Origin of the sequence: Flavobacterium chungangense LMG 26729 (assembly GCF_000735715.2) — a bacterium.
Classification (GTDB): domain Bacteria; phylum Bacteroidota; class Bacteroidia; order Flavobacteriales; family Flavobacteriaceae; genus Flavobacterium; species Flavobacterium chungangense.
The window spans coordinates 182,876-208,430 of record NZ_JASY01000004.1 but is presented as its reverse complement, the minus strand read 5'-3'; the positions used below and the strand labels follow the sequence as shown (position 1 = coordinate 208,430).

Sequence of the window (25,555 nt, the reverse complement as noted above, 5' to 3'; positions counted from 1 at the left end):
TAAAATTATTTTTTAATGATATTTCCCTTTTCATCTGTATAAACAATAGATTTTTCATTTCTTACTGTTATCTCTATTTTATATTCTTTTTTGTCATTTACATATGCCTTGTCAAGTTTTACACCTGGATAAGCATTATCTAATCCCGTTTTAACGGCTGCCGGAACAGAATCAACTTCTTTATATTCGTCCTGAACATTTACTGAATTAGCAGTTGCATTTGTTGGATTAAATGTCGCTGCCTGAATTGACAAACTTCCTAAAACGATGGCTGCTGATAAGATTAACTTTTTCATAATAATTGTTTTAAGGATTATTTAAATTATTTTTTGATCCAGGTTCCATCAGCATTCGCAAACAGATTACCAACTTTGTCACCAACAGCAACATCTAGTTTATATTCAGATTTTGCATTTTTATATGCTTTAGAAAGTACTGCATCAGGATATGCTTTTTTTAGAGCTTCGGTAATTGCTGCCGGTACTTCTTCTAATTTAATTTCTGTATATTCATCCTGAATTGAAATCGTTTTCACTATAGTATTTGAAATTGGAGAAGTTGATGCAAATGAAGTTAAACCTCCCAAAATGATTGCGGCTGATAAAAATAAATTTTTCATAATGTATATATTTAATTATTAATATTGTTTTACACATAAGATAAAGAAATTATTATGCCACAACAAAAACCACACAGCCAACAAAAGCTAAAGTACTGTTTTTTAATTAATTAATAAATATAAGCATTTTTTTAATAGCCACATAGTGTGTAATTTTGAAAAAACAGTGTGTAAAAAGTATACACAAATGTATTTCTCGATTTCTAAATCCAAATTATTTCAAAATGTATTAGACTAATACCGTTTTGTATGAATAATCACTCTAAAACATTATTCGGTTTTTATGGCATTTCGAAATTTAGAATTACTGAAAATTCTAAATTTATTTAATTTGACATATTAACCTTACTTAATGAATCAAATATTTGATAAACAGAAAATTACATGATTTATTTTAATCAAAAAAAGACAACTTAAACAGCTTTATTATCAAAAAAAACATCTCATCTCCTTTTTTTTCACATAATTATCAACAATAGCATTACAATTACTTCATCTTCCCTTTTTATTAACATTTAAGTCGTAATTTTGCGTCAAAATTTTAAAATTGTAATAATGAAAAAAATAGTACTATTACTTGTCCTAATTGCGACATTGGGGAACGTTACTGCTCAGACAAGCACTGGTGAAAGTTTAACAGATGGAAATTATAATAAATGGTCTATCGAATTTGCAGGTGGATTTAATAAGCCGCAAAAGCCTATGACATTTTCTACTTCAACTCCCAACCTTTACGTTGTTGATTTAGGAGCACGTTACATGTTCAATAATAAATTTGGTTTAAAAGCTGACTTTGGTTACAACAGCTTTCAAGAAGGGAAAAATACACCTGAATTCAGCACAAAGTATTACAGAATTGGTCTTCAGGGAGTAGCAAATTTAGGAAGAATCATGAATTTTGAAAACTGGACAAATACAATTGGTTTGCTAGGACATGGAGGCTTTGGAGCTGCACATTTCGAAGATCAAAATTCTCCAATAAAAGACAAAATGTTTAATTTTATTGCTGGAGTTACTGCACAAATTAAATTATCAAACAAGTTAGCCATAACTGGAGATTTAACAACAATTCTAAATGCCAGTCAAGATTATTCTTTTGATGCAGCAAGTACGAACAAGGTAGCTGGTTTTTCAGGAATATTATTTAATGGTACAATAGGTCTAACTTTATACTTAGGCAAAAACGAAAAACACGCTGACTGGATTACACTTATTGACAAAGATGCATTAGCGCAAAGAGAAAGAATTGACAATCTTGAAAAAATGTTAATCGATAGTGATAAAGATGGTGTAGCAGATTATTTAGATCTTGAACCTAATACTATTGCAGGACTTATGGTAGATTCTAAAGGAAGAGCTGTTGATTTAAATAATAATGGCATACCTGATGAGTTAGAAAGTTATTTAACAAAAACTTACCCAAACAAAATTAACGGTAATGATCCGATAAGCGATAGCGAATCAATTACAAAATTAGTTAACGGAGGCTATGTTGCTGCATATTTCGACTTTAACAAATCTACACCTACTGATTCTTCTATTGACGGTATTAATTTTGTAGTCAACTATTTAAGAAACAATCCTTCAGCTTCTGTTGAAATTACAGGTTATGCTGATGAAATTGGTAACGCTTCATACAATGAAAAATTAGCTAATGAAAGAGCTAATAGTGTAAAAGACATCCTTCTTAAAGCAAAGATTGCTTCTGAGAGAATAAATGTTACTAGTGGCGGTGTAGATGCTTCTGTAGATAAAGAATCTGCTTTAGCGAGAAAGCTGGCAAGAAGAGTTACTTTCAAAATAAAAAATTAAAATAACATTCTAAGTTTTAAAATACTGCTTAAAAAACTAAAAGCTACATCAAATAAGATGTAGCTTTTTTTATTAGAAATCTTTCAGTGAAGAGTATTACACATCCCATAAAAACTGCAATAAAGAGAGACAAACCAGATTCCATGCTTTTTTAATGGCAAAAATATCGTCTTTATAGTATTCCAGTTTTAAATTTGAATAATATAATGTCAGTCTGCTAAATAAAAAATCCTATTTAAACGAATAATTAATGAACGATATTCCTGAAATTTCAATCAATGCGAATCAGAAGTTTCGAAAACATAAATTATATAAGTTAAAACATAAAAAAAACCTCATTTTTCAATGAGGTTTTTAGTATTTATTCGATTGGATTCATTTTAAAAGTATCCATAAATGCAGTTGTATAATCTCCTGCAATATATCTTGGATCATCCATTAATTGTCTGTGAAAAGGTATTGTAGTCTTAATTCCTTCAATAACAAATTCATCCAAAGCTCTTCGCATCTTACTGATCGCTTCTTCACGTGATTGCGCAGTCGTAATTAATTTTGCTATCATCGAATCGTAATTTGGCGGAATACTGTAACCAGAATAAACGTGAGTATCTAAACGAACTCCGTGACCTCCAGGCATATGAAGCGTAGTAATTTTTCCTGGTGAAGGACGAAAATCGTTATAAGGATCTTCAGCATTGATACGACATTCTATAGCATGTAATTCCGGCAAATAGTTTCTTCCTGAAATTGGAATTCCGGCAGCTACCATAATTTGCTCACGAATCAAATCATAATCAATAACCTGTTCTGTGATTGGGTGTTCTACCTGAATTCGTGTATTCATTTCCATGAAGTAAAAATTCCTGTGTTTGTCTACCAGAAACTCAACTGTTCCCGCTCCTTCATACTTAATGAATTCAGCAGCTTTTACAGCAGCTTCTCCCATAGCAGCACGCAATTCGTCAGTCATGAAAGGTGAAGGTGTTTCTTCAGTTAATTTTTGGTGACGACGCTGTACTGAACAATCTCTTTCAGAAAGGTGACATGCTTTTCCGTATGAATCTCCAACAACCTGAATTTCGATATGACGTGGTTCTTCAATAAGTTTCTCCATGTACATTCCGTCATTTCCAAATGCTGCAGCAGCTTCCTGACGCGCACTTTCCCATGCTTTCAATAGTTCTTCTTCTTTCCAGACAGCACGCATTCCTTTTCCACCACCACCGGCCGTTGCTTTAAGCATTACCGGGTAACCAAATTCTTTAGCTAATTTTTGTGTTTGTTCGAAAGATTCCAATAATCCGTCAGAACCTGGTACACATGGAACTCCTGCTGCTTTCATTGTCGCTTTTGCAGAAGCTTTATCTCCCATTCTGTCAATCATTTCAGGGGCAGCACCAATAAATTTGATTCCGTGTTCCTGACAAATTTTAGAGAATTTAGCATTCTCAGAAAGAAATCCGTATCCCGGATGTATTGCATCTGCGTTAGTAATTTCTGCAGCAGCAATTATATTTGACATTTTCAAATACGATAAGTTACTCGGAGGAGGACCAATACAAACCGCTTCATCAGCAAATTTAACGTGTAAACTTTCTGCATCAGCTGTAGAATAAACTGCAACAGTTTTGATTCCCATCTCTTTACAAGTACGAATTACACGAAGTGCAATTTCCCCTCTATTCGCAATTAATATTTTTTTAAACATCTTTTTAAAATTAGATAATTTGGATAATTAGACAATTGGATGATTAGATTTAGACACTTTCAAAAAGTTAAAATCTAAAAATCTAAGATCTAAAATTAAGATGGATCAACTAAGAATAAAGGTTGGTCAAATTCTACAGGAGACATATCGTCAACAAGAATTTTCACTATTTTACCTGAAACTTCTGATTCGATTTCGTTGAATAATTTCATTGCTTCAATTACGCAAAGAACATCACCTTTTGAAATAACACTTCCTACTTCAGTAAAAACTGGTTTATCCGGAGATGGTTTTCTATAAAAAGTTCCGATAATTGGAGATTTTATAGTAATGAATTTAGAATTCTCAGCTGGAGCTGCTGCTTCACTATTTACATTTACAACTACCGGTGCCTGTTGAGGAGCAACTGCTTGTGGCAATGCAGCCTGAGCTGGTAATTGTTGTACATAAGTAGCCTCAGTTACATTTGTTTCTAAAGTTGTTCTAATGGTGATTTTTACATCATCCATTTCTAACTTTACCTCTGCAACTCCCGAATTTGCTACAAATTTGATTAGGTTTTGAATTTCTTTTAAATCCATAATGATTCGTTTTTAGTTTTAATTTATTTCTTATCGTAAGCCCATTTCAGATAAATAGATCCCCATGTGAATCCACCTCCAAAAGCGGCAAAAATAACATTATCTCCTTTTTTAAACTTGTCCTCAAAGTCAGCTAATACTAATGGCAAGGTTCCTGAAGTTGTATTACCATATCTTTCGATATTTACAAGCACTTTAGACTCATCAAGATCTAATCTGCCTGCAGTAGCATCAATAATACGTCTGTTTGCCTGATGTGGCACTAACCAGCTTACATCTTCTTTTGTTAAATTATTTCTTTGTAAAATTAATTCACTTGCATCAGCCATATTAGTAACAGCATATTTAAAAACTGTTTTACCATCCTGCATAATATTATGCTGTCTGTTTTTAATGGTTTCTTCAGAAGCAGGGATTAAAGAACCTCCTGCAGGAATTTTAAGAAAATCTCGCCCTACACCATCACTTCTTAAGTACTCATCCTGTAAACCTAAACCTTCATAATTTGGTTCAAATAAAACTGCTCCCGCTCCATCACCAAAAATAATACAGGTCGATCTGTCTGTATAATCTACAATTGATGACATTTTATCGGCACCAATTAATAGCACTTTTTTGTAACGTCCGGATTGCACATAAGCTGCTGCCGTAGACATTCCGTATAAAAAACTGGAACAAGCTGCTTGCAGGTCGTAGGCAAATGCATTAGTCGCTCCAATTTCTGTGGCTACATAGACACCTGTGGCTGCCACCATCATATCCGGTGTTGCTGTTGCCATTATTACCATATCAATTTCTAACGGATCAATATTGGCTTTTGCTATTAAATCTTGTGCTGCTTTTATAGCAAGGTAGGAGGTTCCTTTATCAGCATCTTTAAGAATTCTTCTTTCTTTTATTCCGGTACGGGTAGTAATCCATTCATCATTGGTATCAACCATTGTTTCTAGCACTTTGTTAGAAAGCACAAAATCAGGAACGTATCCTCCAACAGCGGTAATTGCGGCTGTGATTGTATTCATTATATTCTATTATTTCCTCTCAAATATTGCTATTTGAAAAATTTTTAAAAGACTTGAAAATTACAAAAAAAATTCTAAACGTATTGTCGTAAATTTCCTTAAAAAAGAAAGTTATAACAAACAAAAAAAACTCTCACATAGTGAGAGTTCTCATATCATTTACAAAAACGTATTAAGCAACCGCTTCAGATTTATCGATAACAACTTGCCCTCTGTAATACATTTTACCTTCATGCCAGTAAGCTCTGTGGTATAAATGTGCTTCACCTGTAATAGGACATGTAGCGATCTGAGCTACAGTAGCTTTATAATGTGTTCTTCTCTTATCTCTTCTTGTTTTCGAGATTTTTCTCTTAGGATGTGCCATTTTACTATATTATTTATCCGTTAATAGTTTCTTTAATTTGTCCCAACGCGGGTCAATATCTTCTTCTTGTTTACTCTCTTCTTTGACTTGCTTCGCCTGTTGGCTATCGCTCGAGTCTTTGACTTTTAATTCATTTAGTTTTGTCAGGGCTTCAGTTTGTAAACTTCCATCCTTTACACCTGGGTGAACACGTTTAAGCGGAACTGACAATGCAATCATTTCATAGATGTATTGTGCTACATCTAGTTCAAACTCACCGTGTGGCAAAATAAGCAATTCCTCATTGTCATTATTAAATTCGTCACCAAAACGAACGATGAGTCTCATTTTTCCTTTTATAGGCAAATCAAAATCCTCGCTTGTTAAATCACAAGGTACATTCACCGTCCCTTTATGTTTGAAATTTAACTCTAACAAGCTGCTTCCTTTATCTAAAACTAAACTGACTTTGATATCCGAAGCTTGAAATTCATCATAATCAAAGTCCTCAAAGAACTTCTTACTTATTTGATACTCAAAATGGTGTTTTCCTAGTTTTAATCCCACGAAAGGAATTAAAAATTCTTTTGTTTTGCTCATTTCAACATCAATTTGATCAATTCATATCTAAAACTCAGATACCTGAATTGGGGTGCAAAGATATAAAATTATTATAAAACTAATAATCTTATTCACCTTTTTTTGTTTATAACTGTTTTTCTTTTATTTTAAGAGGTTTTGTGCTAATCTCTTCATATTGATTACGCGAACGAAAAATATCGATTGCAAGATAAACTGCTTCTTTAAAAGAATTATAATCTGCCATATCTTTCCCTGCAATATCATAAGCAGTGCCATGATCCGGAGAAGTTCTGATTCTGTTAAGTCCTGCTGAATAATTCACTCCTTTCCCAAATGATAATGTTTTAAAAGGGATTAATCCCTGATCGTGATAGGTCGCCACAACTGCATCATATTTTTCATGCTGACCGCTTCCAAAAAAACCATCTGCAGGAAATGGTCCAAAAACCATAGTTCCTTTTTCGAATATTTTCTTTAAAGCAGGTTTTAATACCAAATCATCTTCTTTCCCAATTACACCTCCATCACCGGCATGTGGATTTAAGCTCAATACTGCAATTTTTGGCTTTACAATACTAAAATCCTGAATTAATGATTTTCTGATTGTTTCGATTTTTCTTGTAATTAATTCTTCCGTCAACTGAGAAGAAACTTCACTTAAAGGAACATGATCTGTCAGTAATCCAATCCTTAAATCATCATGAACCATCATCATTAATGCATTCCCTTCCAGCTCCTGATCCAAATAATCTGTATGACCAGGGAATTTAAAATCTTCTGATTGAATATTATATTTATTTATTGGGGCAGTCACCAAAACATCTATATCTCCATCTTTTAAGGCTTTTGTCGCAGCGACAAACGATTTTATAGCATACTCGCCTATTTTCTCATCATTTGTGCCTAAATTTATGTCAACACTTTCTCTCCAAAGATTGAAAACATTCAATTTCCCCGGTAAAACCTGATCTAATTTATCAACTCCATGAAATTGAACTGTAGATGTGAAGCTTTTTTTAACGAAAGAAAGTATTTTGGCATTGGCAAAAATAACCGGCGTACATAATTCTAACATACGAGAATCTTCGAATGTTTTTAATATAACTTCGCTTCCAATACCGTTTAAATCTCCAATCGAAATTCCAACAATTATATTTTCTGCTTTTTTATTCATGAGCTCAGATTATTTATTACTAAATTAATGTGCAAAGATATAAATAATTAAGCTTATAAATAGCCTAATCGGGCAACATATCAATTCAAATTCAATCCATTTAAAAGAAATTGGTTTTACATAAAAGGGGCTGAAAATTAAATTAATTTTCAGCCCCTTTATTATTAGATTATCAATATAAGTGCTCTTACTTAAACTTATTTCTTCTCTGGCAGCATAATTGACAATAATACTGAAATTATAAGGATTCCTCCAATAACAATCAGCGAATAAATTGATTCGATGTGATAAAATGGCGCAATAATCATTTTTATACCAATGAAAGAAAGGATAATTGCCAGCCCGTATTGCAGTTTGCTGAATAGGTGAATAAAGTTATCCAATAAAAAGAATAACGCTCTTAATCCTAAAATAGCAAAAATATTAGACGTATAAAGGATAAACGGATCATTTGAAATAGCAAAAATTGCCGGAATAGAATCTACTGCGAATAATAAATCCGTAAATTCGATTACCGCAACAACTACTAAAAGCGGAGTAGCTAATTTTTTCCCGTTTTCGTATGTGAAGAATTTATCCCCATCGTATTTATCAGAAACGCTGAAAAACTTTCTGATCAGTCTTGCTCCTCTTGTGTTGTTATAATCTTCTTCGTCATCGTCATCGCCCGCAGACCAAGATTTGATTCCTGCATACACAAGGAATAAACCAAAGGCAGTCATGATTAAGTTAATATCATATTTGAACCCTTCTATACCTGCTAAGCCTAAAAGCTTATTTAAGTACGTTAACTCAATTAAGAAAGCCCCGGAAAATATAAAAATCGCTCTTAAAACAAGGGCTCCAATAATTCCCCAGAATAAAACTTTGTGTTTGTTTTCGTTTTGTACATCAAAAAACTTAAAAACTAATATAAAAACAAATAGATTATCTACAGAAAGCGCCTTTTCGATCCAGTATGCAGACTGAAACTCATAAAATTTAGCAGCACCCGCAAAGTGATAAATCAAACCACTAAAAATCATAGCTAAACTTATCCAGACTAATGACCAGGTAATCGCTTCTTTATTGGTCACGACATGGCTCTTCTTGTTGAAAATTCCCAAATCCAGTAATAGCATGATTAGTACAGCGACCGCAAAAACTATTATAAGTCCTGGATGTTCTGAAAAAATAGGGTGTTGATTCATTTTAAATATTAATTAAGTTAGATTTTAAATTATTTATTAGCCATTGTAACTACTAAAACCCGGCCGCCTTCTTCCTTTGATAAGAGTATTTTTTTACCATCGGTAAGTTCCAGCATTGATCCAATTGGAATTTCTTTGTCTTCTGTAACATCTTTTAATGAGGTTAGTTTTTGATTGACAAACACCCACTTATCATTAAAAAAAGTAAAATAACCTACAGGGACTTTATGTTGAGCAGCCAGCTTTTCATTTCTGGCAATATTACGATTAACATGCCATTGAAACAAGTATTGATCATTATAAACCATTAACCTATGATTTTCAGGTTTCCAAACGGTTTCCTCGAACTGGTAATACAAGTCTAAAATTGGCAGCGTCCCTTTGTGAGAAGTATTGCAAAACGGGCATATTGGCGTATTTGTATTATCAAAAACATACCATTTTTGCTCGCATGAAATATTCTGGCACTTCTGCATTAAATCAGTTGTTTTCAGTAATGCTATCTCCCATTCTTCGGCATTTGGTCTTTGCATTGGATTGTGCAATCCATCAATAAAAACTTTATCAAACAGGTTTTTTAAATAAGGTCCTGTGATTGTGTAGGGCAATTTGACAATATCTGCCCAGGGCAAATCCCATTTCGAAACCTGATCGAGTTTTGGTCGGTTCATCGAGTCTGTTGGATGCTCGATGAACATTGCTTTTTCACCCATTGACAGCAAGTCATCTCTTTCAGTATCTAAATCATGTACTTTCCCTCCTTTTAATGGATGCCTGTGTAATAAAAACATATAAATTAAAACCGGCAATGCATGTAAGTCGGTTAATCGGTTTGGCAATTTCCTGTTTGGATCGGTTTTATTGAGATGCTTGGTCGAAAGTACTTCCGGAGCAATAAATTCTGCTGTGCCAATTACTTCTGCCGGAAACAATCCCGGAACCACTAATCCGTCCAAATCTATCATACAAGCCGATTTATTGACGGGATCAATCAAAACGTTATTGTATGATAAATCAGAATGCGCCAATCCCATTGCATGCATCTTTTTTACACCGCGGGTCAGATTAACACAAACCTGAAAATAACTTAGCCAGTCGCCCAACTCTGATTTTGCAACACGTAGCGGAAAGTGCGGATTTCTAAATTTAGCACCTGCAAACCATTTCCCGTTTTTCTCTTTTCCCTGAATTAAATCACTCGTTTCATATCCTTTATTAAAGAAAAACTTAGAATTGTAAGTCGGGACTATGATTCCGGTTAAACCTTTACATTCAACAACATCTGTTGGCCATCTGTACACTTCGTTTAAATAGTAATCGCCTGCATCTCCGTTTTGAATTTGTGCTAAATATTTATTGGTTATTCTTTGTAATCTTTCTTTTTGATTAAAATCTAATTTATCTCTAAATAATGCAACAACATATTTTTTGTCGGGACTAAAATAAACATCCTTAAAACCACCACGCATAGGCTCACCATTATCAACAAACTGATAGGTTTTTGCAGCATCATTGATTGATTTTACTGTAATCGTATTCATTTTTAATAAATTATAGCAAGGGTTCTGTCATCATGATTTCCCGGACTCCAAAAATCCATCCAGGCAGAAAGCTGCTTCGCAATTTCAGGATTATTTTTATCAAATTCAACTTGGATTCCATCTACATTTTTCCCTTTCAAATCATCAATAAATCCTCTCCAGTTTTCAATTTTTTCCAAATTAGCTTCAACTACAAATTTAGGATCATAAATACCGTCTGTCATCAGCACTAAATAAGAGAAGTCATCTATTAATTTAAAACCAAATCTTGAAGAAAATTTATCATCTTGAAAAATTTCAGGCATGGTAATAAATCGTGTTCCGCCTCCATAATCACCAACGTCAAGCCAGTTCATTAATTTGATTTCTGTGAGCTCTTTATTTAACAATCCTATTGGACAATCACCAATTCCAAAAGTTAGAATAGCATATCCAAAATCGTATTTTTTAACCAGGGCAAAAATTAAAGTTGTGTGTAAATCTTTTAATTCTGTTTTGTTTTTTATTGTAAATTCTTCTAGTTTTTGATGTGCAAAATGTACTGCTTTTGAAAGATTTTCATAAACAAACTGATTTATTTTTTTTGATGTTACGTCACTTAATTTATTATGATGGTTGGCCAATACCTCATCAAATTCTTTTAGGTTTTCCGGGTTCAAATTTTCTTCAAAATATTGAATTACAGACTCACACGCTATTCTTGACCCCTTACGGGATAATTTCGCAGAACCTGCTCCATCTGAAACAGCTACTACACTCCAGCCAATTTCATTAAAATTTTTAAATACAAAATCATCTTCTCTAAAAGATCCGACATTAGCATGGCTTCGTCCTCTTTTTGAAGATATTACAATATTTTTATCCAAAAATCCCAAAAAAACTGCTTCGTTATCCAGTTTCCAAAATGGATCATTTTTATCACTTTCAAGATTTTTCCATAAGGATTTAGGATCAGGATTTATGATAAGTGTTAGTGTTTTTTTATTTAAAACCGAATCTTCCGGTTCACCATCAATTTTAAATAATATGCTTATTTTTAAATCGCCGCTTATTTTCGGAATTCCAAAAAGCATTTCGTCCGCCTCATTAAATTCGAGTCCTGTATTTTCTAAACCATTAATTTCAAAGGAAATAAAATCATTCCAACCCAAAGTATTGAAATCAATTTTTGCCTGATATTTTATATTTACGATGCCGTTCGGAATTGAGACAGTCTGCGTCAAAATATCATCAACTCTATTTTTCAATATCCAATTCTGCATAATCATTTTTTGGTTTTCCTGAATTATTTTTACTGCAATGATATTTTTTTCATCGGAAATAAACTCATCAAAGAGAGCTGCTTTATCTGAACAAATGTCTATTTTATGCTGGGATAAAAAAGACTGGATATATCTTTTGACTTCCTTCATGAATTACCCTTGTGTTCTGCTCACATCAAATCCGCCTTCTCCTGAAGTGTAACTTCCCTGATTATTGCACCATGGACAAGTACTTATTTCTTCATCGCCAATACAATGTATTTTATCACAAACACAAACCGCAAAAGCTATTTGGTTTCCACAGCAGGGACAGGTTGGCACTCCGATAAGTTCATCTGTATTTACTTTAGTGCTAAAATTTGTAGAATCAGCCAACTCAAAATAAGAATTATCGACCTGATAGGCACCTACCAATCTATAACTTTTAGAAGATAGTTCAATTCCGGCGTAAATAGACTCCGCAATACTTTTGCGATATTTCATTAAGTACGGCCTTTTAGTATTTTGACATTTACCATTTAAAACCACAAAATTATCATCGACATATTGACGGTTTGGCACCTCTTTAGTTAAGTCTATTTTCGAAAGTGTTTCTCCGTCTAATTTTGCCAATTCAAAACCACTAGAATTATTTTCGACACTTATACTACTGGTCTTAATAGAATCTGTTACCCATTTAAAAAACTCTTTGTATGACTGAACATTTGTATTTTTAAAATGCAAAACATTGTCTGTAAGTTCACCTAATAATTTTGTATCTGTTTCGTTTCCGAAAGAAATCGCAATTAAATTGGCTGTTCGCTGCCAGTTTCGTTTCCATTCGTTAATTGCCATTTTAGTATCATCAGTTGGAACTCCATCAGTAAATAAAAAAACAATAGGTTTCCAATCACCTTTAACTTCATATGTTGTTTTTACAATATTACTGCGCAATTCATACATTAAATGTCCTAAGCCTTTGCTTAAGGATGTACCGCTGCCAATTGGAAATTTAGGAGGATAAAAACTCACTATTTCCTGAAGAGGAACCAATGTTTTAGGCTGACCGGCAAATACTATAATTGATACAAACACGGTTTCAAGTGCATAAGGATCTGTTTTTAATGCCTGAATAATAGTAGCCAATCCTTCTTCAACCTCCTGAATAGGCTCTCCAACCATTGACTCTGAAATATCGATTAAAAAATATATGGGTAATCTTCTCATTTTAAAGGGAATTTAATATCATTAAAATATAATTGAAAGCACAATCTGAGTTATATTAACAGATAAACCAACTCCAAACTGAGAAGGTTTATCAGTAGTTTATAAAATTAAATGTAGAAGAAAATACGATCGCAAAAAAATCAAAACAGATGAAGTCAATATTCAATTTATTTTGCAGCTACTAAGAATGATTAATATCTCAATGTGTTGTTCAAATTAAATCACTACAATTATTTCGCTTGGTGGAGGAGGCAGCGTAACACTTTCGCCAGTTCCCTGACTTTTATTGCCTTGTTCGATGGTTTCTGATACCCATTTGAAAAATTGTTTTAGTGTCGAACTATCGGCAGAGGCCAGATGAACCACATGGTCTGTCAATTCTTTTAGAATTTCATCGTTTGCCATATGTCCGGCCGCGCAACCAACTACAGCTCCAAAACTTAGGCTTTTTATTTCCTGAGTTTTTTGCCTGTAAAGCTGAATATCTGAAGGTTTCCCATCAGTAAATACAAAAAGTAAAGGTTTCCAGTCTCCTTTTTGGGTAGCTGAACCCTTTATAACATCCTTATTTACTTTTTGAATAACAAAATCCAGTGCTGCTCCTGTATTTGTAGGACCACTTTGCGGACAGGTTATCTCAGGTAATTGAAAGTGAACCAGTTCTGTCAATGGAACAATTTCTTTTACTTCACGATCATAAGTAATAATACTGATCCAGAGTGAATCTAAGGCCTGAGCATCTGAACGCAAAGTATTGACCATGCCGCTTAAAGCATTGTTTAATGCCTGAATTGGTTCTCCGTACATAGAACCGGAAGTGTCTAATAAAAAATATACCGGTAGTCTTCTCATATCACTTGAAAAAATTTCATAATAATTAATCTAACCCAATTTCTCCATTATATCCCGAAATATCACACATGAATATCAGAGACATGTTATTCCTGTTATTTAGCACTCCAATAGTATTTAACCTTCTACAGATAAGACTCTACAATTTTATGAATAGTCTGTCCTAAGAAAGTATCATCTGTAGGATCTCCAATGGCACTAAATTTCCATTCACCATTACGCTTGTATAATTTTCCCATAATGATGGAACGTTTGTTTACATATTGCGCTTCTGCAGAAACATTGTAAGCTGCAAATTCTGAAACTACTTTTGTGGGAGTACCTTCGTACATTCTGATTTTTGCATACGGGATTTGAGAGAAATCTTCTTTTCCTGCATTATTCAGAAAGAAAAATATCTGATTCACTTTAGCATCAACTTTAGAAAGGTCTACAGTAATAATTTCATTATCCAAACCATCATCACCTCCACTATCTCCGGCAAGATCATCACCGGTGTGTTTTAAGGCACCATCTACACTCAACAACTTCCCTTTTGGAAGGCCAAATTGCTGTAAGACTTCTACTTTGTATAAAGGAGAATATAAATGATCACACAGTTTATTTTGGTCATCAATTAACACACAACTTAAATCTAAGTCAACTTCTGTTACATTTTTTGATAATCCTAAAAATCCTTTCGTTTCAATTGCTCCCCAGTTTACACCAACACAAAAATTTATTAATGACTCGCCGCTTGATTTTATTAAATCAATCTTTTGTCCTTTCGTTAAATTAATTGCCATAGTTTTAATCAGGTTTTAATTAGTTATATTTATTTAAATAATCCTGCAAACCACCTTTCATTCCAATCCCTACTGCTTCAAATTTCCACTCGTTGTTTCTTTTGTAAATTCTCCCAAATTCTACTGCAGTTTCAATAGAAAAATCTTCATCCAGTTCATATTTAACCAATTCTGTGTTTGTCTGATCCAGAATTCTGATAAATGAATTTCTAATTTGTCCAAAATTTTGTCTTTTTGTATCTGCCTGATGAATCGTTACTACAAAAGAAATTTCGTGAACATCCGGAGAGATTACGGACAAATCTATCTGGATTTTTTCATCATCTCCGTCACCATCACCGGTTAAATTATCTCCTGCATGAGTTACTGCTCCATCAGGCGATTTTAAATTATTGTAATAAACAAAATGGTTGTCATTCGGAATTTTTCCGTTTGCACCAACTAAAAATACTGAAGCATCCACATCAAAACTTGATCCGGTATTGCTTGAGTTACTATCCCATCCAAGACCTACAGTAAACTTTGGTGCATCTATACTTTGTCTTTGTCCTTTTTCTAAGTTAATTGCCATTTTATCTCTTTAATTAATATTTATATTCAACATTGTTTTTAAAATATTGGTTTGTTCATCAACATTTTGAAGTTCTTCCAGGAAATCTACTGATGAAATTTTGTCATGATATTCCTTTAGTACTTCTAAAACATTTTCGGGCAACGTTGTTTTTACGACACTGAGTTCTCTCTTCAATTCTGCATTTTTGTTTTTCAGATCTATTATAATTTCTTCTTTTGCAGATCCGTTTTTTGAAATATCAATATCCTTAGTATTTTCTTCATTCAAAAAATAAAATGATTTTTCATTGGCTACAAAAACAAATTTATCATTAGAATCCCTAAATTCATAAACCTCAATTATTTCATTATTACAAACCAGTCCGCACAAAAACTTAATTTTAAAATTCAGAATATTCAAACGTCCTAAAAGCTTTTTTTCAAATTTGGCATATGGATTTTCATATACACTTTTATTCAATTGTGAAAGCTTTTCGTACTGATCAATTGTAATCTCCCTGTAATATTCGGCCTGAATACTCTGAGAAAAAATCATTATATCATTCCAATTAAAAAAAACATCTTTTTCTGAAACAAATAACTCATAGAGTTCTTCTATCTTTTTGGACATATTTTGAGCATGCAGCTGCATTTGTTTGGCAAACTTACTCTCTCCTATTTCCTGTTTTAATTTTGATAAAATATCTTCATTAATATAGATTTCATCACTGATTAAAACATATTGCTGTTCTTTTGATTTTTTTATTTTTTGAAACAAATCAATAAGACTGCTTGTAAACTGAATGTGAAACAGTTCTAATTTATTAATATCTAATATCCGGTTTTTTTCAAAAAGAGTATGAATAATTTTTGTCCTTACCAAAATCCCGACAAGATCCTTGTGGTTAAAGAAATTGGATAACAATTCTAAAACCACAAGTTTTCTGTTACTGTCTTTTATTATTTGAAGATATCTTTCTTCTTCTTCCTCCTGCATTTATCTAATTTCCAATATTCGATTTTTGTAATTTTCTAGCTTACAACGCCTTTTTTTAATTCTTGCTCAAGACTTTGCAAGCCTGCATCAAGCTGTCTTCTGGTTTCTGTACCCTGATCGTGTATTTGTTTTACTTCTGTCAAAGTATCGATCAATGATTTGGTTGTCATTTTCAGCGTTTCAAGTGAAACAATAGTGTTTTCATTTTCTCTGGCAACTTCAATACTGTTTTGTTTCAGCATTTCAGCATTTTTCTGCAAAATTGTATTTGTTGTTTCAGAAACTCTACGCTGAACTTCAATATTCTGTTTTTGTCTTTGTAATGCTACCGCCAGTGTCAATTGGTTTTTCCAAACCGGCATTGTTGTAGTCAAAATAGACTGTGCTTTTTCTGCTATAGAAGTATTATTGTTCTGAACTACTCTAATTTGCGCCAAAGACTGCAACATGATAAAACGAACAATTTTCATATCAGCAAGACGTTTGTCCAGTCTGTTAATGAAAGTTCTTTTATCAGAAATCTGATAATCCTGATATTGCGCACTATTGCCTTCCATTACAGCAAGTTCTTCATTTAATTCCTTAAATCGAATTTGCCCTGCAATAATGTGCTTTTCCATTTCTTTGATCAGATTCACATTACCATCGAACATCGTCTGAAGTGCGCTGTTATCTTTCACAGAGTTGATCATTCCGGCTTTTACCTTATTACTGATTTTTTCAATATTTACAGTAATTCGATCATATTCCTGAAATAATTTTTTTACATCGGTAATTAACTTATTCAATAAAGGAATTTTAGAGATAAATCTCTTAAATGGTCCCTGATCTAATTGATCAACATCTACATAGTTCAATTCAGTAAGCAGATCATTGATAAGAGTTCCTACTTCGCCGGAATTATAAGTTCTGACATTTGTTAAGAAAGTATCACTCTGCTTTGCAATAGAGTTTTGAATTTCGGCACCATAATTCAGAATTGAATTGGCATCATTCTCATTTAACTGATTAGAAATAGATTTGTAATTATTTACATCAGCTTCTGTAATCGAAGCTAAGTTTACATTTCCATCTTTATCAATTAAAGCAGAATTTTCCTGAGTAACTAATTGATTTTCTGACATGACTATAAATGATTCTGTTGAATTGTAACGATTGTCTGCTCTAGTTTTTTATCGTTTGTTGGTACACCAACTGCACTAAATTTCCATTCATCATTTCTCTTGTAAAAAACACCTAAAACCATAGAAACGTTTCCGGCAAAAGTAGCATCGTTTGCAACATCAAAACGTGCAAATTCCTGACTAACCTTGGTTGGTGTTCCTTCGTAAATGCGAATAGAAGCAAATGGAATATCTTTAAAATCCTGACCTCTAAAACTATTTATAAAAAACGCTACGTGATTAGCTGCCGGACTTAATTGAGAAAAATCTAAGGTTATAACTTCGTTATCCAATCCGTCATCTCCATTCAAATCTCCGGTCAAATCATCTCCGCTATGTTTAATTGCGCGGTCGTTTGAAATCAGTTTTCTAAAGTTTACTGAATCAATATGATTTTTTTTATCATCATAAACTGCACAGCTTGCATCTAAATCTACTGCTTCTTTCTTTGTCCCAAAGAATCCCTTTTTTTCAATTGCTCCCCAATTTACTCCAACACAAATGTTTTGTAATTTTGTACCGTTACTTTTTTCAAGATTTATACGTTGTCCTTTTTCTAAATTAATTGCCATATCTTAGTTATATTTATTTAAGTAATCCTCTAATCCGCCTTTCATACCAACTCCAATGGCTTCAAATTTCCATTGTCCGTCTTTATTGTATATTCTTCCAAATTCAACTGCTGTTTCTATCGAAAAATCTTCTTCTAGTTCATATTTAACCAATTCTGTATTATTACTGTCATCCACAATTCTAATGAATGAATTTCGAACCTGGCCAAAATTTTGTTTTCTGCTTACAGCATCATGAATGGTTACAACAATGCAGATTTCCTTTACTGTCGGATTGATCTTTGTTAAATCAATTTTAATCTGTTCATCATCTCCCTCACCTTCTCCTGTCAGGTTATCACCAGTATGTATTACAGCTTCATCCGGTGATTTTAAATTATTGTAAAAAACAAAATGTGAATCAGATAAAATTTTTCCGTTATCACCCAGAATAAAAACAGAGGCATCAAGATCAAAACCTGAACCTGTACTGCTGTTATTCGTGTCCCATCCTAAACCAATAGTAAATTTTGGTGCATTTATATTTTCCCTTTGTCCTTTTTGCAAATTGATAGCCATAGTCTAATCTATTTTTATTACGTTAATATTCTTTTTATATTCTAAAATTTGATGGTAATTATTACTTATCGCAAGATGAAATAATTCGTTGCTTTTTTTTCTTGAAATATTAGAGATCAAATAAGCAAACTGTTTATCATCCATGCTTAAAATAAATTTTACGATTCTGGTATTGTATTGAAAATCTTCACTATTTACTATTGAAACAATATCTTCTACATTTTTAACAGCAAAATAATTGTAATGATTTTCTATTTTGGGATGAATGTCTTTGTTTATTAATTCTGCAAAATACACAAACACAAAATCTCCCTTTACCGCATATTGATCCAGAATTTTATTTACGGTATGTTCATGACTTCCTGTTATTTTGATATCATCAACAAATATGCAAAGTTTGTCTTCAATAAAATTACGGTCTATATAATACGTGTCATTAGAAATTAATTTAACACGCTGTTCAAAATCCAAATTCCCATAATCTGTTACATAGGTTTGGTTTCTGTAAATTTTAGATTCAATACAGGCTTTTTTACCATTTTTAAACAAGAAGCTATTAAGTTCTTTTTTAAAATAGTAGCATAAAAAATTGGATGCCGTAGGAATAGACAAATAAGGGCTGGGTAAGATTACAATATCTTTTTCAGATAAGATTACGTCTTTAAATTGCGCCACAAATCCGTCAAAGAGTTCTTCTGCAAATTTCTCTGCAAAGAACTTATCTCCAAATTTAAACCTGCTGTATTCTGCTTCCGTAAATGGGCAGTTGTCTTTTTCTGTTATTTTGTGTAAACTGTAACTTTTATTCACTGTTATATTTTTAAGAGATGAGCGTTAAAACCAAATTTCAAAGCTCCGTTATAATCGGCAACACTATTATCGCCAATATGTAAAACATCTTTTTTCTCTATTTTTTTATATTTATTAATTTCATCAAACACCAATTGATAAATCTCTATATTCGGCTTAGAAAAGCCAACTTCATCCGAGTAAATCTGAAACTTAAAATAATCAAGCAGATCGTAATATTTTAATAATTTTCGTAATGTAAAACCTTTAATAAAACCCGTATTACTCAAAACACTGATCGATTTTCCTTCACTAATAACTTTATCAAACATTTTTTGAATGTCCGTAAAAATTAAAACCGGTTTATTTTCTAAAAACAATTCTTCTGTAAGATTATAAAACTGAGATAGCTTCTCGGTTCCATAATTACTGAGATTTACATTTAGAGCTCCTAAAATTAAATAATATATTTCGAATGTTTCTATATTTAATCCCGTGTTTTCATTTATATTATTACACAGAACATCATAATATCGTACAACTTCAGTGACTTTTTCAATTGGTTGTTCGATTTCAAAAAAATTCTGAAACAATAAATTCCTTTTTTGCTTAAATTCAGGATTCGATTTTATTAATGTAAGCCACAGATCAAAAGAAAGGTGACTGTAATTTTCATAATTTATTTTCAATGGTATGTATTTTTAGTCGGCAAGTATGCTGTTGAGTAAAATGAATCCTGTTTTTTTAAACTCAAAAAACATTTTACTTAAATCAGTTCCTGCAATATCTTAAATTTTATATTTTTTATCTATAAATCAAATTCAGCAAATCTCTTTACAAAATGATTTTTCCAATAGTCATTTTTGACAACCAGATGTCAATTGTTTGATCTTTTGAAAATTTACAACTAGTACTATTGTTGAAATCTTAAAACTTACAATAATACGAAAAAGCGTACTAAGTATAAATGAGGAATTCTGGAAAACAGAAATATTTATCAACAAAGAAGGAAGCCGGGAAGGCAAATGTGTTTTCCTGACACCTGCTTTCGCTTTTTAATTATAACTTTGCCTTATAATTAACATTTAGTAAAACAAAAGCAATATGTTTACAGGAATTATAGAAACCTTAGGAAGGATTCACGAAATACAAAAAGACCAAAATAATCTTCATCTAACAGTTGATTCTTCTATTACAAACGAATTAAAAATTGACCAAAGTGTATCTCATAACGGAATCTGCCTCACGGTTGTCGCTATAAAAGATTCTTTTTATACTGTAACAGCAATCGAGGAAACGATTTTAAAAACAAATATTGGGGACTGGAAAACCGGCGACGTAGTTAATCTTGAGCGAGGAATGAAACTTGGTGACAGACTTGACGGACATATTGTACAAGGTCATGTAGACCAAACCGGTACTTGTATTAAAATCGAAGAAGCCAACGGTAGTTGGAATTATACTTTTGAATATGACAAGAACCTGAACAACATAACTATTGAAAAAGGCTCAATAACCGTAAATGGAGTTAGCTTAACGGTAGTAAATTCTAAAACAAACGAATTTAGTGTTTCAATAATACCTTATACTTTTGAAAATACAAATTTTAAAAATTTCGAAATAGGAACGAAGATAAATTTAGAATTTGATGTAGTTGGAAAATACATTTCGAGACTCTATTCAATAAATAAATAGTTATAAAACGATTTTAAAAAACAAAAGCTTCAGTTTAAACTGAAGCTTTTGTTTTTAATTTATGTTTATATATTGCAAACGCACCTAAGGAAAGTCCAAAAAACATTAATACCATCAAATTATCATCTATATCTGTTTCAGGAAAAGGATCAGTCGCAGTTGTCTTAGCCGCCTTAGCAGTAGATGGATTTGGTGGTTCTGGCGCAGCAAATACAGTTATTACACTAAACAACATCAGAAACACAATTACAATTTTACTTATCATTTTCATATGAAACAAATACTTTAAATCTTAGTATAAACTTAAAAATGTTTTTTTGTAATTAATGAAAGCGTGGTTCTTCCACTAATCTGCAACAAATGTATTGCTTTTTATTCAAAAAAAATAGCGTCTAAAAAAAAAGCTTCATAAAAAATTATGAAGCTTTTTTTAAGTGGTCCCACCTGGGCTCGAACCAGGGACCACCTGATTATGAGTCAGGTGCTCTAACCAGCTGAGCTATAGGACCGGTTTGAGGATGCAATATTACTACTATTTTTTATTTGCTCCAAATATTTTAGACTATCATTTACACTTAATTTCAATATTAACGATTCTTATTTAAAATCAAATTGATTATCAACCAATTATTAAATCTTAAAAATCATTTGATTTCCTGACAAAGCTCTACTAAAACACCGTTTGTGCTTTTAGGGTGCAGAAAAACTACTATTTTATTGTCTGCTCCTGGTTTTGGATTTTCATTTATCAAAACAAAACCTTCACTTTTTAATCGGGCAATTTCTGCTTCTATATCATCAACATCAAAAGCTATATGATGAACTCCTTCTCCTTTTTTTTCTAAAAACTTAGCAATTGGGCTTTCGGGGTCTGTTGCCATTAAAAGCTCAATTTTATTTGTTCCGGTTTGAAAAAAAGAAGTCACTACATTTTCTGACTCCACAATTTCGGTTTTATAAGACGGAACACCCAGTAATTTCTCAAACAAAATATTGGCTTCATCTATATTTTTTACTGCAATTCCTATATGTTCAATTTTATTCACCATAATATAAAATTCATGAGTAAAAAAACTTTTTAATTATTGATTGACATAAGTATTAAAATAACCACATTCAGCGATTACATCCTCATAATATTTCGTATCAGAATAGTCTTTTTTTAATGTCTTAAATCCTTCCCAGGCAATAAAATTAACTTTATCATCCTGTCTCTCCCACCAGCTGACATTTTTATATTTATTGTTATAATAATCGTTTCGCTCACATTTTGCAATCATATATATACATTTCGCTTTTTGTTCTTTTGTTGCTGCTGCATCAAATGCTTTTTTATAATACATTTTAGAAATATCGCAGGAATAAGTCCCGGAATCATTACTTGATATACTAATTTCGTAGAAGGTTCTGCCATTTCCAAAATAAGTAATATTATAAAATGCATTTCCTAATAATAAACTATTAGTATAAACATCTTCTTTTTGAGCAATTTTATCCTGCATCGCTTTTATGGTAGTCAAAAATTCTATTTGAGTATATTTCTTTTTTTGATACGCCGCATGATCGCAATCATGACAATCTTTTATACTTCCATTAAACGGATTTCCTAAAAAAGTATAGTACTGAACAGAATCTGTCTGCTGCATAAAGACAATAGCTTCCGGAATTTTATTTTTATAAGTTGCCTGAACTGCCTGAAAGTTATTAATATCCTTTAATTTTAAATGATAAATTCCGGCCGCAATTTTCTCGATTTCGGTTTTATTGGATTTACTCAAAAACGCTTTCATGTCTAATAAATCTTTTTCATTATCATAAAAAGTGTTTCCTGAACTCCAATACCCATAATTCGAAGAGCCAAAAAGCTCAGCCATTACAGGATTTGCTTTTGCTTTATATAAAACTGCCAAATAATTTTTACTCCATTGTGCAGCATTTTCATAACGAAATTCCTGTCCTTTATAAGTCTTTGGGAGTTCATTATAAAGCCAGTTCAAATCAGACAGAATTGTTTTTTCATTTTTATCTGTAAGCTTATCAATTTTGCTCATATTATTTACAAATCTTAACAATCTTAACTGATAACCTGCCAGTTCAGTTTTTGGAAGTGTTTTTTCGGCTTTATCAAAATTCTTGTCTGCATTTGCAAAATCGCCTTTTAATGTTTGCAGATACCCTAATGCAATATCCCACAAATAAGGTCTTTCTGTATTTCCTGCTGCTGAAATTTTAGCAATTAAATCAAAGGCATTTTTATCCAGTTTAGCATAATTTTCAGTTCTGTTTTCTACAATTGACTGTTCTTTCATCGGAAGATTTTCTCCGGCATTCTGCTTAAAGGAATTATTTATACCTTCTTCCTGTCTGTTTACCAATCGTGTTACCAGATAATTTAAATGTTCACTTTTCGGATCCAGCTCGTAAATCTTTTCAATCGCTTGTTTTTCATCTTTATGATAACCATGAATTGCCCAAAGAGCAGCTTTCTCTTTATTATTTTTGGCCATTGCCAATGATTTGTTCCAATCGGATTCACTTTTTGGATTAAAGCAATATGCCGTCACCACTCTCATTTCAGGACATTTATCAAACACCTGAGCATATTGATAATTTGAAACTGCGTACTTTTTTTGTTGATAATTTATTCCTGCTACATAAGAAAGCGCACGATAATACAAAATGTTTTTAGGCACCGAACTCTCTGTTTTATTAAAAAACAAGATAGTTTTTTGCTTGTCAGTACTATAAAAACGTGCTTTCATTGTCAGAAACCAGTATCTGTTTTTCAGAAAAGGATCTGCTGTAGTATTGTAAACATTCTCGATCGACTGAATCATTTTTAAGTCTTTAAATGTTTTGGCCACAACGGGATCATAACTCCAGTAATTTTCTCCAATTGACACTGTTTCTATTTTTTGAGCCAAATATAAAAACTCAATAAAGCTTTTGATTTTCTCATCTTTCAAACTGATTTTCTTACCCCATTTTAGAGAAGCCTTATTCTCTTTCCTGGTTTTAAAAAAAACATGAAGCTGTTCTACTTCTGTTTTATTGGCAGCGGGTTTATTTCGATCATCATAAGAAACCGGTTTTTCGTCACCAATAAGAAAATAGTTTACAGAAGTAGTATCTGCTTTTCCTTTTAGATACGTTCCCCAATCTGATTTTATATTTCCGTTGAAACGGGAATTATGACCGTTATCAAAACCAATCCCGTAAAAAATATTGCCTGATAAAAAAAGCGGCGTGTATGATTTATCTGCAAATGTTTCCGGGGTAAAATTTGAATTATAACCAAAATAATCCCAATCATCACCTCCTCCACAGGCAAAAATTATTCCGTAAACAAAAAGTAAAGAGGCACTAGAAACAAGAAATAACTTGTTCAAAAATATTCTTTTCATAGTTTTTTAAATTGTATTCGTCTAAATCGTAAAAAATAATTTCGTTTGGCTTTTGAGGGCTATTGCCATTCAGGTCTTCCGCCATTTCGATTAAATCCTCCGATGAAATGGCTTCTATTTTCAGCACATCATTTTCTTCATAAAATATGCCATTTTTATAATTAGAATGTATAACCTTAAAAAAAACAGAGCTCATTTGTTTGAAATTTCCATCTTTTTTAAGTTCTGAAATATTTAATTTTGACCGTAGTCCAACTACTCTATGATTTTTGATATGAACAGCCCAGGAATATATTGGCAAAGCAAAATCAAGATGCAGAGGATATTTTTTTAAACTTTTAAGATAACGCTCAGCAATTTTTCTGTCATAAACAGAATTTAAAGAATCTGAAGCCACGGTTCCCATATTATAATACATCAGAATTCCTGAATCTACATTGGGAATCTTTGTTTTTTTGAAATACTTTATCTGATGAAGCCTTATTGTTGCTGAAAGTTTCTTTCCTGAAAACTTCTTGAATATATCAATAAACTTCAAATAATTTTCCTTACTTGTAAGTGTCCAATCGCAGTCAATTTGAATTTCCTTACTGTAAATTTTATTTTTAGAATTGATTTCGTTTATCAACCCAACAGTTTTCTTGGCTAAATCTTCAATATCAATATTCGGTTTTAGCATTACCTTATTTTTGATATAAATTACCGGAACAACATCAAAATTATTCATTGTTTCCTGAAAACGAATTGGAGTTACAGGAATTGGATTTGTATCGTTTGGATTCAAATCAATATCAAAATAACGAATATAAATTTTACGGACATTATTTGCCCGGAGAATTTCTTTTTCTGTTTCAGATAATTTAAAAATGGTTTTCCAATAGTAAAAAGAAACAATCGGTTTAGTATTTTCATTACACGAAATAAACAAAAGGGAAAGCAATACTAAAAAGAAAATCTTTTTCAAAACCTGTAAATTAAATTGAAGCCAAATGTAAGAAATTATATGCTGTTTGTAATTTTGCACATATAACTTTTTATTAAATTTAAAAACAACATTACGCAAACTTCTAAAACCTAATAAAACGATAAAAAATTTCGATTAAAGCAAATATAATTGTTATTTTGTGGAATTAAATCACAAATCG

General features: G+C 32.1%; 27 protein-coding genes and 1 tRNA gene. 2 read left to right on the top strand and 26 right to left on the bottom strand.

What is annotated here, in order from left to right; translation table 11 throughout:
• Positions 1 to 5 precede the first annotated feature (5 nt).
• Positions 6 to 296 (bottom strand): hypothetical protein, encoded by a 291-nt coding sequence (locus JE46_RS10190; protein ID WP_031455176.1) that lies wholly within the window; start codon positions 294 to 296, stop codon positions 6 to 8.
• Between the two features lie 26 nt (positions 297 to 322).
• Positions 323 to 619, bottom strand: a complete 297-nt coding sequence (locus JE46_RS10185; protein WP_031455175.1) for a hypothetical protein — start codon at positions 617 to 619, stop codon at positions 323 to 325.
• A 555-nt stretch (positions 620 to 1,174) separates the two neighbouring features.
• On the opposite strand from JE46_RS10185, the gene JE46_RS10180 reads away from it, so the two are divergent.
• A complete protein-coding gene (locus JE46_RS10180; RefSeq protein WP_031455174.1) occupies positions 1,175 to 2,431 on the top strand; it encodes an OmpA family protein in 1,257 nt (418 codons plus the stop codon).
• 361 nt (positions 2,432 to 2,792) lie between these two features.
• On the opposite strand, the gene accC is transcribed toward JE46_RS10180, so the two are convergent.
• The 19 genes from accC to JE46_RS10085 all read right to left on the bottom strand — a co-directional run bounded on the left by accC (position 2,793) and on the right by JE46_RS10085 (position 20,000).
• A complete protein-coding gene (accC, locus tag JE46_RS10175; protein ID WP_031455173.1) occupies positions 2,793 to 4,139 on the bottom strand; it encodes an acetyl-CoA carboxylase biotin carboxylase subunit in 1,347 nt (448 codons plus the stop codon).
• 95 nt (positions 4,140 to 4,234) lie between these two features.
• Complete coding sequence (gene accB, locus JE46_RS10170; RefSeq protein ID WP_031455172.1) at positions 4,235 to 4,720, bottom strand: acetyl-CoA carboxylase biotin carboxyl carrier protein; 486 nt, start codon at positions 4,718 to 4,720, stop codon at positions 4,235 to 4,237.
• A gap of 23 nt (positions 4,721 to 4,743) precedes the next feature.
• Entirely contained in the window at positions 4,744 to 5,742 is a 999-nt protein-coding gene (locus JE46_RS10165) for a beta-ketoacyl-ACP synthase III (protein WP_031455171.1), read from the bottom strand.
• A 172-nt stretch (positions 5,743 to 5,914) separates the two neighbouring features.
• Positions 5,915 to 6,109: a 50S ribosomal protein L32 gene (gene rpmF / locus JE46_RS10160; RefSeq protein WP_031455170.1), complete on the bottom strand. Its 195-nt coding sequence runs from the start codon at positions 6,107 to 6,109 to the stop codon at positions 5,915 to 5,917.
• 9 nt (positions 6,110 to 6,118) lie between these two features.
• Entirely contained in the window at positions 6,119 to 6,688 is a 570-nt protein-coding gene (locus tag JE46_RS10155; protein ID WP_031455169.1) for a YceD family protein, read from the bottom strand.
• Between the two features lie 106 nt (positions 6,689 to 6,794).
• A complete protein-coding gene (pdxA, locus tag JE46_RS10150; RefSeq protein ID WP_031455168.1) occupies positions 6,795 to 7,844 on the bottom strand; it encodes a 4-hydroxythreonine-4-phosphate dehydrogenase PdxA in 1,050 nt (349 codons plus the stop codon).
• Between the two features lie 197 nt (positions 7,845 to 8,041).
• Positions 8,042 to 9,034 (bottom strand): TerC/Alx family metal homeostasis membrane protein, encoded by a 993-nt coding sequence (locus tag JE46_RS10145; RefSeq protein ID WP_031455167.1) that lies wholly within the window; start codon positions 9,032 to 9,034, stop codon positions 8,042 to 8,044.
• A gap of 29 nt (positions 9,035 to 9,063) precedes the next feature.
• Positions 9,064 to 10,575 carry a helix-hairpin-helix domain-containing protein gene (locus JE46_RS10140; RefSeq protein ID WP_031455166.1) on the bottom strand — a complete coding sequence of 504 codons (1,512 nt, stop codon included), beginning with the start codon at positions 10,573 to 10,575 and terminating at the stop codon, positions 9,064 to 9,066.
• 2 nt (positions 10,576 to 10,577) lie between these two features.
• On the bottom strand, positions 10,578 to 11,987 hold the full coding sequence (locus JE46_RS10135; protein ID WP_031455165.1) for a PP2C family serine/threonine-protein phosphatase: 1,410 nt from the start codon (positions 11,985 to 11,987) through the stop codon (positions 10,578 to 10,580).
• A 3-nt stretch (positions 11,988 to 11,990) separates the two neighbouring features.
• A complete protein-coding gene (locus JE46_RS10130; protein WP_031455164.1) occupies positions 11,991 to 13,043 on the bottom strand; it encodes a TerY-C metal binding domain-containing protein in 1,053 nt (350 codons plus the stop codon).
• Positions 13,044 to 13,259: 216 nt separating this feature from the next.
• Positions 13,260 to 13,895, bottom strand: a complete 636-nt coding sequence (locus JE46_RS10125) for a vWA domain-containing protein (protein ID WP_031455163.1) — start codon at positions 13,893 to 13,895, stop codon at positions 13,260 to 13,262.
• Between the two features lie 125 nt (positions 13,896 to 14,020).
• The gene (locus tag JE46_RS10120) at positions 14,021 to 14,680 is read right to left on the bottom strand and encodes a TerD family protein (RefSeq protein ID WP_031455162.1); all 660 of its coding nucleotides are present in this window, start codon (positions 14,678 to 14,680) and stop codon (positions 14,021 to 14,023) included.
• A gap of 19 nt (positions 14,681 to 14,699) precedes the next feature.
• Positions 14,700 to 15,251 (bottom strand): TerD family protein, encoded by a 552-nt coding sequence (locus JE46_RS10115; protein ID WP_031455161.1) that lies wholly within the window; start codon positions 15,249 to 15,251, stop codon positions 14,700 to 14,702.
• A 9-nt stretch (positions 15,252 to 15,260) separates the two neighbouring features.
• Positions 15,261 to 16,229 carry a hypothetical protein gene (locus tag JE46_RS10110; protein WP_031455160.1) on the bottom strand — a complete coding sequence of 323 codons (969 nt, stop codon included), beginning with the start codon at positions 16,227 to 16,229 and terminating at the stop codon, positions 15,261 to 15,263.
• 35 nt (positions 16,230 to 16,264) lie between these two features.
• Positions 16,265 to 17,353, bottom strand: a complete 1,089-nt coding sequence (locus JE46_RS10105) for a toxic anion resistance protein (RefSeq protein WP_031455159.1) — start codon at positions 17,351 to 17,353, stop codon at positions 16,265 to 16,267.
• Positions 17,354 to 17,355: 2 nt separating this feature from the next.
• Positions 17,356 to 17,964, bottom strand: coding sequence for a TerD family protein (locus JE46_RS10100; protein ID WP_031455158.1), 609 nt, complete (start codon positions 17,962 to 17,964; stop codon positions 17,356 to 17,358).
• 3 nt (positions 17,965 to 17,967) lie between these two features.
• A complete protein-coding gene (locus tag JE46_RS10095; protein ID WP_031455157.1) occupies positions 17,968 to 18,522 on the bottom strand; it encodes a TerD family protein in 555 nt (184 codons plus the stop codon).
• Between the two features lie 3 nt (positions 18,523 to 18,525).
• Positions 18,526 to 19,332 (bottom strand): phosphoribosyltransferase family protein, encoded by an 807-nt coding sequence (locus JE46_RS10090; RefSeq protein ID WP_031455156.1) that lies wholly within the window; start codon positions 19,330 to 19,332, stop codon positions 18,526 to 18,528.
• Between the two features lie 2 nt (positions 19,333 to 19,334).
• The gene (locus JE46_RS10085; protein WP_031455155.1) at positions 19,335 to 20,000 is read right to left on the bottom strand and encodes an HAD family hydrolase; all 666 of its coding nucleotides are present in this window, start codon (positions 19,998 to 20,000) and stop codon (positions 19,335 to 19,337) included.
• A 415-nt stretch (positions 20,001 to 20,415) separates the two neighbouring features.
• On the opposite strand from JE46_RS10085, the gene JE46_RS10080 reads away from it, so the two are divergent.
• Entirely contained in the window at positions 20,416 to 21,006 is a 591-nt protein-coding gene (locus JE46_RS10080; RefSeq protein WP_031455154.1) for a riboflavin synthase, read from the top strand.
• Between the two features lie 34 nt (positions 21,007 to 21,040).
• Here JE46_RS10080 and JE46_RS10075 read toward each other — a convergent pair whose 3' ends face one another.
• The 5 genes from JE46_RS10075 to JE46_RS10055 all read right to left on the bottom strand — a co-directional run bounded on the left by JE46_RS10075 (position 21,041) and on the right by JE46_RS10055 (position 25,374).
• On the bottom strand, positions 21,041 to 21,277 hold the full coding sequence (locus JE46_RS10075; protein WP_031455153.1) for a hypothetical protein: 237 nt from the start codon (positions 21,275 to 21,277) through the stop codon (positions 21,041 to 21,043).
• 164 nt (positions 21,278 to 21,441) lie between these two features.
• Positions 21,442 to 21,515 (bottom strand) — tRNA-Ile (locus JE46_RS10070).
• Positions 21,516 to 21,650: 135 nt separating this feature from the next.
• Complete coding sequence (gene mce, locus JE46_RS10065; protein ID WP_035136483.1) at positions 21,651 to 22,055, bottom strand: methylmalonyl-CoA epimerase; 405 nt, start codon at positions 22,053 to 22,055, stop codon at positions 21,651 to 21,653.
• Positions 22,056 to 22,088: 33 nt separating this feature from the next.
• Complete coding sequence (locus JE46_RS10060; RefSeq protein WP_031455151.1) at positions 22,089 to 24,410, bottom strand: hypothetical protein; 2,322 nt, start codon at positions 24,408 to 24,410, stop codon at positions 22,089 to 22,091.
• Positions 24,370 to 25,374 carry a hypothetical protein gene (locus tag JE46_RS10055; RefSeq protein WP_031455150.1) on the bottom strand — a complete coding sequence of 335 codons (1,005 nt, stop codon included), beginning with the start codon at positions 25,372 to 25,374 and terminating at the stop codon, positions 24,370 to 24,372. Before JE46_RS10055 ends, JE46_RS10060 begins: the two co-directional genes overlap by 41 nt.
• Positions 25,375 to 25,555 lie beyond the last annotated feature (181 nt).